Here is a 10,687-nt window from a genome sequence, read left to right as displayed (position 1 = left end):
TCAGGAACAGCCCGTTCAGCTGTTCTTGCGCTGTTTCTCCAGCATGTTCGGCTGCAGTATTTCGATCCAGTAGCCGTCCGGGTCTTTTATAAAGGCCAGCCCCTTCATCTTGCCGTCGTCCGGCTTTTTGACAAACTCCACACCAAGATTCTCAAAACGCTCGGCTGCGGAATAAACATCCGGCACGGCAATACCGATATGGCCAAAACCCTGGGGCTCATCGTTGCCGTTGTGATAGGAGAATTCACTGTCGCTTTCTGTGCCCCAGTTATGGGTCAGCTCCAGCATGGCTTCGCGACCGAACGTGTAGGTGGTTCGATGGGCGTCGTCCGCCGGTACAAAGCTGGCTTGCCGGTCATCAAGGTAGCCAAGAAAATACAGCGTAAACTTCATTTCAGGGAAGTCCAGCTTGCGTACCAGCCGCATCCCCATTACCCGGGTGTAAAAGTCGAGGGAGCGCTCGGGGTCTTTAATGCGCAACATGGTCTGGTTAAATACATAGCCCTCGGTTTCCGGAACCGGCGCGTCATGCAGGCCGGGTGCTTGTTCAAAGTGCTTGGGCATGGGATTTCCCTTTTCTGTTTTTGAAATTTCAGGTTCTATACCTGTGTGCGTTTGCGGAAGATTTCAAGGGGCCGTTCCTGCAACCGGCAACGGTGGCCCATGAGCGAAACACGGGGCTGTGATAGACTCACGCGCAAACACTCTTACCGAAGCAGGGCCACGCGGGGCTCGCCGGATTTTCAGACTTCTTCAGAGAACCTGTATGGATTTCAAGGTGCCTAACACACTGGCGGAGCAGATCGCCAATTATCTGGCCGAACGGATTATGACCGGGCAGATACAACCCGGTAAACGCATTCAGGAAGCCACACTGGCCGCGGAGCTCGAAGTCAGCCGGGCTTCGGTAAAGGAGGCGCTGTATACCCTGGAACGCTGGCACCTGGTAGAAATAACCCCCCGCAAAGGCGCATCGGCCTCTAAGCTCGATGCCCATCATGCCTCGGAACTGTATGACGTTTACATGCACCTGCTGCTGATGCTTGCGGCAAGGCTGTGCGAGCGCTGGCAGGAAAGCGATCGCGAACACATGCTGGCCGTTGTAGGGAATGCTGTAGAGCAGATGAAAAAGCCGTCGGCGGATATCACGGCTGTGGTGGAGGCCAGTTTTGAGGTGATGGAAGCCTGCTGTGAGTTGGTGGGCAACGATTATCTCACGGAAGCGCTTTCAAACTTCAAGCCCGCAGTTAGCCGCGCTTATTACCTGAGTGCCGAGCGTTATCGCCACGGCCTGGCGCAGACAAGCCAGTTTTTCACACGCCTTCCGCAGGCGGTTCTGGATCGGGATGTGGAGAAGGCACAGGCTCTGATTCGGGACTTTGCGGAGCACCAGAAAGTGATGATTCAGCGCGCATTGTCTTCTACTTAATCTGTACCAGCTGCCTTGCGTCAAAAATTAAAGCGCCTTCCAACTGTGATAAAGCTCACAGACATAGTGCTGCCTCCCGCTTATCGTAACAACATGTAACAAAATTCCGTTTCCGCTGCATTGGTTTCGCTGTCCCCTGCGGCCCGGGAGCCTTTAAAAGTCTCCTGCCAACAACAAAAACAGACCATGAAACCGGGGCCACCATGATTCAGCCGCACGCCTGTTACCGCGGGACACGATCAACAACGCTTTCTCTGTGGGTGCTCGCACTTTCCCTGCCCGGCACTGCCTTGGCGGAATTTCAGGCGCTGGATGACAGTACCCTTTCGGGAGTAACGGGTCAGGCCGGTGTGACTATTGAGCTGGAAACCAAAATCAGTGTTGATCGCCTGAGCTGGACCGATGAAGGCTCGCTGAATGTAAACAACCTGCGGCTTTCCGGGCATAACGATACGGTTCTGGATAACCTGAAGCTGACCGTGGACATTGCCGGCACTGGCGAAGTGCTGGAGCATGGTTTTTCGGAGATTGCGCGGCGCGCCGATGCAGGGCTTCTCAGCACCAGCGATGCCGATGTTGCGGATGCTCTGGCAAAATATTCCATAGGGGGCGAGTTTGGTAAGCAGTTCAATAGCGGCGATCTGGTTATCCACCTGGGTGCGACCGATTACGGTGACCCAACCCGCCTGACGGATTATCTGCGGGCAGTAGATTTTGAACTGGAGGTTGGGAGCATTACAGCCACAGGTTCTGGTGGTACCGCTACATTGTTCTCTGATGTGCTGCTGCAAGGCTATGTAGGGCCAACCGATCTGGTTATCCGTAACGCGGGTGGGTCAAGCAAAACGCTGGGCAACGGCAACCTGGTGTCCGGGGCAGAGTTGCAACTGGATACCCATTTTGAAATTACCAACGGCAGTCTGAACTGGGATGCCGCAGATGTCATTCTGTTGTTCAACTTTGCGGCTGTGGGTATTGAGGGCCTGCAGATTCATAACCGGCGAGGCAACGACACTCTTGGTCACTTCGGTATGGCAAGCGCCACAGCAAAACTCTCCCGTGGCACCGGGTCGGTGTCGGGCAAGGAAGGCCTTTCGGTTCACGACGTAGAGTTCCGGGCAGACATCGACATGCCCGTATTCAAAGTGGGCCAGGCCAGCATTGGCAGCGTTCAGTTCACGGACTTTGCCATAACAAATACCACCATGTTGGTTTATGGCCACTAGAGTCTAGAGTCCTGTAACATGCTCGTCTCAATCTGACGGGCAGCCCATGACAGACAACACCGACACCAGTTATCAGCAACGAGCCTCTGCACGACGCCTTGTGTTATTCAGCTTCCTGTTTGTTGCGCTCACAGCGGCAGGTCTTTACGCCGTCTACGACCAGTTCGCCGGCCGCAGTATCAGCTTTGATACCCGGCTGGTTGCACCCCGGACGCTTCTGGCGGTTACCGGCCTGCTACTGGTGTATTTTTTTTCCGACGGTTTACGCTTGCACTTCACCCTCAGGGCGCTGGGGCACCGGCTATCTTTCTCCGTTCTCTTCCGCCTGGTTTTCATCAATCTGTTTTTCTCCAACGTCACACCCATGGCCACAGGTGGTGGCTTCGCACAGATCTGGTACCTGCACCATCATGGTGTTCCCGTGGGCAGGGCCACAGCCGCTACCACCATCCGAACGGTTCTGGCCGTGTTTTTTATCTTCTCTCTTGCCCCGGTCTTTCTGCTGACTCTGGACGCCTTCGACGGCCAGACAATCACTGGCGACATTGGATTCGCGCTGGCCGTTTTCATACTCCTGTACCTGGGTTTTTTCATTATTGTGCTGTTTCGCACTCGCTGGCTTATCGGGCCGCTCAGCGGCCTGCTGAGAACGCTCAGGCGCTGGCACCTCATAAGCGCGGCCCGCCACCGGCGCTGGCAATTCAAGGCCCGCCGCGAGATGCTGCGCTTCTCCCACAGTTTCAGCGATTACCTGCGCGGAAGGCCACTGTTTGTGGCCATGTCGGTTCTGTTCACAGCCTTGTTTCTGCTTAGCCTGTTCAGCTTCCCCGCCCTGCTGATCCACAGCCTGGGTTATGATGTTGATTACCTGGTATCGCTGGGGTTGCTGGTGGTGACAACATTCATCATGTACTTCTCACCCACTCCCGGTGCGTCCGGCATTTCAGAGGGTGTCTTCGGTAGCTTCTTCAGGGATATCCTGTCAGGTAACCATCTGATTCTGGTCATTGTGAGTTGGCGCCTGCTCACCATTTATCTGGGCATGGTGATCGGCCTGATTGTGCTGCAAAGAGAACTGATCAAAAGCCGAAGGAACCCCGGATGATTCTCCGAAACCCTTTAAAGCTGCTGTTCTATCTCAGCCTGCTGATCGTGATACTGCTGATCGGTTATAAAGCCTATCTGAACTTTTTCATGAAAGACTTTGCCGGGGTACATACGGAGCAGGTTGAGAGGATTCACCGCAACATATCGGCGACCGATCACTTCAGCTTTGCTGTGGTTGGCAACATAAACAACTCTGTCGGCATTTTTGAAGATCGCATTATTCCCGAGCTGAACGCCTCGGGTATGAAATTTCTGGTTTCAGCGGGCAACGCCGTAAGCGGTGGCGGCGAAGACAAATACCGCGCCATTTACGGTACTCTGAGCAATCTGGACATACCCTACCTGCTTACGTTCGGTGATCACGAGTACGAGGATTTCGGCAGCTTTCGTTTCTACGATCACTTCGGGCCACATTTTTACAGCATTCAGGCCGGCAGCAGCCGACTGATCTTTCTGGACAGCACAGGCAAAACGCCCTGGCAGTGGCAGATTCGCTGGCTGGATGATTTACTCAGCCAGGACACATCGAAAGCCCGGATCCTGTTCATCGGGCACCCACCCCTGAAAACCGGAGAAGAGACCCTGTTCAACCGGCCGGAACATTATCTTGCGCCGCCGGAGTTCCGGAATGCTCTGCTCCGGGCCATAGAAAAACACGACATTGACAGGGTGTTCTCTGCCAACCTCTCACTGTATGCAGAAAAGCAGCTGGGTAATACCGTATTCATAACCACAGGCGGTGCGGGCGGGCTGATACTCAACAACGACACCAGCTTTTACCACTACGTAAAGGTTAGCGTAAGCCCGGAGGGCGAGGTCAGTCACACGCTCCAGCGCCTGGAAGTAGGTCAGCACCCGATTTTCAAACGCCTCGAAAGCCTCTGGTTTTTCGTTTACTCCCTTTTTTACACGGGTTACATCAACTTTATTCTGATCGTGGCAGTGTTTGCAGCCATAGCCATCAAACTGTATACCATTATTTTTGTCGGTAAAGATTATTACCCGGATTACGATCTGGACCCGACGCCATGGCTGGAGAAACCACTTCGCGTGGCCATGTTCACCAACAACTACCTGCCATTCATAGGGGGTGTTCCCATCTCCATTGCCAGGCTCAGGCGTGGCCTGGAACACCTGGGGCACAAACTCCTGATAGTGGCCCCGCGTTACAAGGACCAGCCCCAGATTGAAGATCATGTGGTCCGGGTGCCTTCCCTGCTCTCCATGGGCGAGAAGCGCGAGTTCCGTTTGGCCAACATCTTTCTTCGCCGGATCCGCAAACGGGTGCGGGCCTTTCATCCGGATATTATTCACCTGCACCATCCGATCTGGCTGGGCTCCCTGGGGCTGTTCATGGCGCGCCGGCTCAAAGTGCCCGCCATCTACACCTACCACACCAGGCTGGAACACTACGCCCATTTCGTGCCCCTGCCGGGGCTGATCTTTCGCAATCTTATCTCCCATGCGTTGATCAGACGCTTTGCCAACAAGTGCGACGGCGTTATCGTGCCTACCTACTCAACGGAGGAGTACCTTCGTATGATCGGCGTGAAAACGCCCACCTTTGTGCAGCCCACAGGCATCGAGTACCAACGATTTCAAGCGGTGACGGAGGAAGAAATTTCAAAGCTGCGAACGTCTTTGAAACTGGGCAATGAGACAATTTTCATCAGCGTATCGCGGCTCTCGAACGAGAAAAATATCGATTTCATGCTGGAAGCGATCAACAGGTTACGACAGCAATCCAGCAAACCCTTCCGCTTCCTGATGATCGGCGACGGCCACCAGAGAGACCGCCTGCAAAACCGGATCCGGGAACTCGGGCTGGAGGACCATGCCACGCTTGTGGGAGCCATACCGCCGGACGATATGGCTGTGTGGTATCGGCTGGGCGACGTCTTTCTCTTCGCCTCCAAATCTGAAACCCAGGGCATGGTAATTCTGGAAGCCATGGCAGCGGGCCTGCCGGTGGTCGCAGTGCGTTCAAGTGGCATTGATGATGTTATTCGCCAGGGCTTTAACGGTTTCAAAACGCCGGAAAGGCAGGATCAGTGGTGCACGCAGGTGCAACAACTGCTGGAAGATGACGAACTGCGAAGCAGGCTCGCAAGCCAGGCCCTGGCCTTCGCCAAAGATTTTTCAGTGGAGCAGTTTGCCAGTGATGTTCACGAGATTTACGCTACTACCCTGGCACTCAGACATAAAAAGCTAAAAAACCGGAGAAAGACATGAGCGGTATTCCCGTGGGGATCAGCACCTGCCTGCTGGGCAAGGAAGTTCGTCATGACGGTGGTCACAAACATTCCCGTTATTGCACCCAGGTGTTGTCCCGGCACTTTGAGTTTCGCGCCATCTGCCCGGAACTGGAAGCTGGCCTGGGTGTGCCGCGCCCGGCTATTCATTTGCGGGAACACCCCGATGGCATGCGCCTTACCGAAACCAAAGGCTCTGCCGACCATACCCGGGCCATGCAGGAATTCATCGACCGCATACTTCCGAACCTGAGCGAGTTGCGTGGCTACATTTTAATGGCCAAATCCCCCAGTTGCGGCATGGAGCGCATCAAGGTCCACAATCCTGAAGGGCAGGTTATACGCCGCGACGGCCAGGGCATGTTTGCCGAGGCGCTGATGCGCGCCTACCCGCTGATGCCGGTTGAAGAAGAGGGCCGGCTGAACGACGACACGCTCAGGGAGAACTTCATTGAGCGGGTGTTTGCCTATGATGACTGGATGCAGAATGTTGCCGGCAAGAACCTGTGCGCAAAAGCACTGATCGAGTTTCACACGCGGCATAAATTCCAGTTGCTGGCACACTCGGAGAAAATCTACCGGCAGCTCGGCCCCATGCTGAGCGACCTGAAATCAGACGCTCTGGAAACCATTGCCAACCGCTACATTCAGGGTTTCATGGAGGCCATGACAAAGAAAGTAAGCCGTGGCTCACACATGAATGTGCTGCAGCACCTGATGGGCTACCTGCGGGATGCCATGGGAAGCGAGGATCGCAAGGTTCTGGTGGAACAGATCGAAGCCTATGGCCGCGGCGAGGTACCGCTGATTGTACCCATGACTTTATTGAGAATGGCCCAGCGCAGAGAACCGGTGGATTACCTGAACCTGCAACACTACCTGAGCCCCTATCCTGACGAACTGGGGCTCAGGAACAAGGTCTGACCACCCGGGCCGGGGCCGGCTCAGAAACCGTAGAGCAGAGTGATGGCGGTTTCGGTATCCGTGGAGTCTGCGCCAGCCGGCGCGTCCGAGACGTGTTTTACCCGATAGGCGGCTTTCATGGAGAGATTGCCTACAAGATTGGTCTTGATCGCAGTCTCTGACTGGCTGATCACGTTGTTTTCATCGAGGCCGATTTCTGTACTCAGTTTCTGGCGAAACAGGGCATTTTCAGAAAGCGCGTAATTGAACTGGGCGGCCAGCCGTGCGATGGCCTCTTTCTCAACATCCTCGCCTTTGTCATTCAGCTCCTCCAGCTTGTTGTAGCGGTAACCGGCACCCGCCGACAAATCAAGGAATGAGCGCTTGTCACGCTGCCACACCCGGTTACCGTAACCGGTGGTGGCAGTGGATTCAAAGTCATAGCCGGAAAAACGATCCTTCTCGTAGGTGCCGCGTAAAAACCAGTATTGGCTTTCATCAAATTTGTAGTTGGTTTCAAGCGCTGCTTTGTACTTCTCCGCCGTCGTCTGATCCTGGCCTGTGGTGTCGTCCTCGCCTTCGGAGTAGGTTGAGCTCAAATCCAGAATGTTGCGCCAGTCCACCACTTCATGAACCACGCCAAGGCTGCCATTGACATTGGTTTCCTCGGTGTTTCCGGATGTTATGAGCACACCCAGTTCCGCCTCGCCCTCCCAGTTTTTGGCGTCCTGGCCGTGCGCCAGTGGCGCAACTGCAATGGAAATAATCGCAACGGTTTTCTTGAAACTCATGAAAGCTCCTTGGTTACAGGTTCAGGCACAATGTTCAGGTTACCGGGCTGCGACTCTCACCTTCCATGCTCCTGCGGGCATGGCGTTCACGCTCTGATTTTTTGCGTGCTTTGCGTTCGGCGATAATACGGGCGGCTTCACCCCCAACGTGGCTTTCGCCCCGGGCCTCAGCCAAACGGATCTGACGCTCGCGCTCCGCAAAACGCGCTTTCTGTTCCTCACTTAACGAGTCTATACAGCGGTGGCAGCTTATACCCTGCTGATATTCCGGGCGCTGTTTCTCAGCCTCGGTAATGGGGCGACGACAGGCATGGCACTGATCGTAGGCTCCCCGCTCCAAACGATGATTAACTGTAACCCTGTCGTCAAATACAAAACATTCACCTTTCCAGAGACTCTGCTCTTCCGGCACCTCTTCCAGGTATTTCAGAATGCCTCCCTTGAGATGGTAAACCTCCTCAAACCCTTGCTCTTTCAGGTACGCCGTGGATTTTTCGCAGCGAATACCACCAGTGCAGAACATGGCAATTTTTTTATGTTTTGCCGGGTCGAGGTTGTGCTTTACGTAATCCGGAAACTCCCGGAACGTGTCCGTGGACGGATTGACCGCATTTTCAAAGGTACCGATTTCCACCTCGTACTGATTGCGGGTATCCACCAGCAGAACCTCGGGGTCTGAAATAAGATCATTCCACTGTTCAGGCTCTACATATGTACCCACAATGCGCCTGGGATCAATGCCATCAACACCCAAGGTGACAATTTCTTTCTTGAGCTTCACCTTGGTACGTTTGAACGGCTGGATATCAACGAAGGATTCCTTGTAATCAATACCGTTGAAGCGCTCGTCACGCGCAAGCCAGGCCTGAACCGCGTCTATACCGCGGCGGCTTCCGGCGATGGTGCCGTTAATGCCTTCACAGGCCAGCAACAGCGTGCCGTGGACGCCATTATCGAGCATTGTTTCCAGAAGGGGCTGGCGAAGGGCTTTGAAATCATTCAGTACTGCGAACTTATAGAGTGCGCAAACAACAATGTTGTTGCTCATGGTTATGTCTCCTGCGGGCCGGATCGTAAATCCGGAGCATGGGTTTATGGTTCTGGCAGGTTCAGGCCAGAGAGGGCGCGAATTTTAACCCACTCTGGCCAGGGTTCAAGTCAGGGCTTGCCGGTGCGTGCAAGCTCCCGCTCCACAACTGCAGAAAGCTGGCCCCAGCCGGGGCGGGTGAGGCGAATGTTGTCCACCAGCACCGTTGGTGTGCTGGTTACCTGCAGTTGCATGGCAACGCGGCGGCTGTCTTCAACAGCTTCCCGGTGCAGTTCGGTGGTCATGCAGCGGCGGAAACGACGTTCGTCCAGATCCAGATCCTTGCCGTAACGTGTGAAAGTGGCGACGGGATCGTTGGAATCGCTCCATTCCGTTTGCGAATCGTATAAACGCTCATGCATTTCCCAGTAGGCGCCCTGATCGCCGGCACAGCGAGCAGCCTGGGCGGCGGGAAACGCATTCTGGTGCTGCTTCAACGGCAGGTCGAAATACACAAAGCGCACCTGCCCTGCGTCCACATACTCCTGCTTCAAACGCTTGCTGGCCTCGGCAAAAAGACCGCAGGCAGGGCACTGGAAATCGGCAAACTCACGCACAACCACCGGCGCATCCTGTGAGCCCACAGAAACCCCGTACTGATCCAGCTGCCCGGGAAAAGCTTCGGCGTTAGGTGCTGCTACCGGAAGCTCGGCCGAGGTTGGTGCGGGGGTTGCGGTAAGAAAAAAAGCACCCAGAACAATGGCGGCCAGAACCAGCACACTCACGCCGATAATCAGTGGTTTTTGTGAGCCGGTTTTACGGGGCGGTGGTGCTCCGGTTTGCTTGCGGCGTTTTGCTTCACCCATGTTTGACTCCTTTTTTGTTTTTAAGAGACGTCCAGGCAGGCTAAGATCCGTTATATCCTACAAAAGTTCCAGCACAAAATAAGGAAACCCCATGCCACTTCCCGACTTGTTAAAAGATTCACTCAGCCTACCGCTCATCGCGGCCCCCATGTTTCTCATTTCAGGCCCGGAACTGGCGCTTGCGTGCTGCCGGGAAGGCATCGTGGGCAGTTTTCCGGCCCTGAACCAGCGCACGAGCGAGGGTTTTGAGCAGTGGCTGATCCAGATGAACCGGGACCTCGGGGCGCTCAAAGAGGAGAACCCGCAAGCCAGCATTGCGCCCTATGCCGTCAACCTGATCGTGCATCGCTCAAACCCGCGCTGGCAGGCCGATCTGGAACTCTGCGTAAAACATCAGGTGCCCATCATCATTACGTCCCTGGGCGCGGCAAGCCAGGTTGTGGAAGCTGTGCACAGTTACGGCGGCGTTGTATTCCACGATGTAACCAACCAGAAGCACGCCCGTAAAGCCGCAGAAGCCGGCGTGGACGGCATTATTGCAGTTTCCGCCGGCGCTGGTGGGCATGCGGGCACCATCAACCCCTTTGTGCTGGTGCATGAAATCCGCGAAGTGTTTGATGGCACGGTTTTACTGGCCGGAGGCCTGTCCCATGGCGAAGACCTGCTCGCCGCGCAGGCACTGGGCGCGGACCTCTCCTACATGGGCACACGCTTTATCAACACTACCGAATCCCGGGCAGAAGACGCCTATCGCAACATGATCATTGAATCTGTGTCCGCCGACATCATTCACACCCCGGCGGTTTCCGGCATACCGGCCAGCTTCATGCGGCAAAGCCTGGAGGCTGCCGGCTTCCCCATGGACAAGCTGAACCAGCCCGGCGAGATCAACTACGGGGAAAAACTCAAACCGGTGGACGACGAAGCCAAAGCCTGGAAAACCGTATGGTCGGCCGGCCAGGGTGTGAGCCAGATAAACGATGTTGTCAGCGTGGAGGCCCTGGTTTCCAGGCTGAAACAGGAGTACCAGGAGGCCCGGGCACGGCTCTGTAATTGAGTAAACAGCGCCCGCAGTGGCTACCCGGT

10 protein-coding genes are annotated in these 10,687 nt (G+C 55.2%); 6 read left to right on the top strand and 4 right to left on the bottom strand.

The annotated features are described in order from the left end of the window. Positions 1 to 15 precede the first annotated feature (15 nt). Complete coding sequence (gene gloA / locus CDH48_RS01275; RefSeq protein ID WP_100686892.1) at positions 16 to 564, bottom strand: lactoylglutathione lyase; 549 nt, start codon at positions 562 to 564, stop codon at positions 16 to 18. A gap of 202 nt (positions 565 to 766) precedes the next feature. Between gloA and CDH48_RS01270 the strand changes: the two genes are divergently transcribed. The 5 genes from CDH48_RS01270 to CDH48_RS01250 all read left to right on the top strand — a co-directional run bounded on the left by CDH48_RS01270 (position 767) and on the right by CDH48_RS01250 (position 6,938). Next, complete coding sequence (locus CDH48_RS01270) at positions 767 to 1,429, top strand: GntR family transcriptional regulator (protein ID WP_100686891.1); 663 nt, start codon at positions 767 to 769, stop codon at positions 1,427 to 1,429. Between the two features lie 203 nt (positions 1,430 to 1,632). Then, positions 1,633 to 2,655: a DUF6160 family protein gene (locus CDH48_RS01265; RefSeq protein WP_227520871.1), complete on the top strand. Its 1,023-nt coding sequence runs from the start codon at positions 1,633 to 1,635 to the stop codon at positions 2,653 to 2,655. A gap of 46 nt (positions 2,656 to 2,701) precedes the next feature. After that, positions 2,702 to 3,760 (top strand): lysylphosphatidylglycerol synthase transmembrane domain-containing protein, encoded by a 1,059-nt coding sequence (locus CDH48_RS01260; protein WP_100686890.1) that lies wholly within the window; start codon positions 2,702 to 2,704, stop codon positions 3,758 to 3,760. Continuing rightward, complete coding sequence (locus CDH48_RS01255; RefSeq protein ID WP_100686889.1) at positions 3,757 to 5,994, top strand: glycosyltransferase; 2,238 nt, start codon at positions 3,757 to 3,759, stop codon at positions 5,992 to 5,994. Before CDH48_RS01260 ends, CDH48_RS01255 begins: the two co-directional genes overlap by 4 nt. After that, entirely contained in the window at positions 5,991 to 6,938 is a 948-nt protein-coding gene (locus CDH48_RS01250) for a YbgA family protein (protein ID WP_100686888.1), read from the top strand. The genes CDH48_RS01255 and CDH48_RS01250 overlap by 4 nt, the downstream gene beginning before the upstream one ends. A 20-nt stretch (positions 6,939 to 6,958) precedes the next feature. Here CDH48_RS01250 and CDH48_RS01245 read toward each other — a convergent pair whose 3' ends face one another. From CDH48_RS01245 to CDH48_RS01235, 3 genes are all read right to left on the bottom strand, one after another. Further along, positions 6,959 to 7,708, bottom strand: a complete 750-nt coding sequence (locus CDH48_RS01245; RefSeq protein ID WP_100686887.1) for a DUF481 domain-containing protein — start codon at positions 7,706 to 7,708, stop codon at positions 6,959 to 6,961. A gap of 34 nt (positions 7,709 to 7,742) precedes the next feature. Beyond that, complete coding sequence (gene trhO / locus CDH48_RS01240) at positions 7,743 to 8,756, bottom strand: oxygen-dependent tRNA uridine(34) hydroxylase TrhO (protein ID WP_100686886.1); 1,014 nt, start codon at positions 8,754 to 8,756, stop codon at positions 7,743 to 7,745. A gap of 110 nt (positions 8,757 to 8,866) precedes the next feature. Next, a complete protein-coding gene (locus tag CDH48_RS01235) occupies positions 8,867 to 9,601 on the bottom strand; it encodes a DsbA family protein (protein WP_100686885.1) in 735 nt (244 codons plus the stop codon). A gap of 91 nt (positions 9,602 to 9,692) precedes the next feature. Here CDH48_RS01235 and CDH48_RS01230 point away from each other — a divergent pair, with 91 nt between their 5' ends. After that, the gene (locus tag CDH48_RS01230; protein WP_100686884.1) at positions 9,693 to 10,658 is read left to right on the top strand and encodes an NAD(P)H-dependent flavin oxidoreductase; all 966 of its coding nucleotides are present in this window, start codon (positions 9,693 to 9,695) and stop codon (positions 10,656 to 10,658) included. Positions 10,659 to 10,687 lie beyond the last annotated feature (29 nt).

Source organism: Marinobacter aromaticivorans (assembly GCF_002806975.1).
Classification (GTDB): domain Bacteria; phylum Pseudomonadota; class Gammaproteobacteria; order Pseudomonadales; family Oleiphilaceae; genus Marinobacter; species Marinobacter aromaticivorans.
Note: the sequence above shows the minus strand (reverse complement) of the source record. Positions and strands in the feature narration are given on the sequence as shown.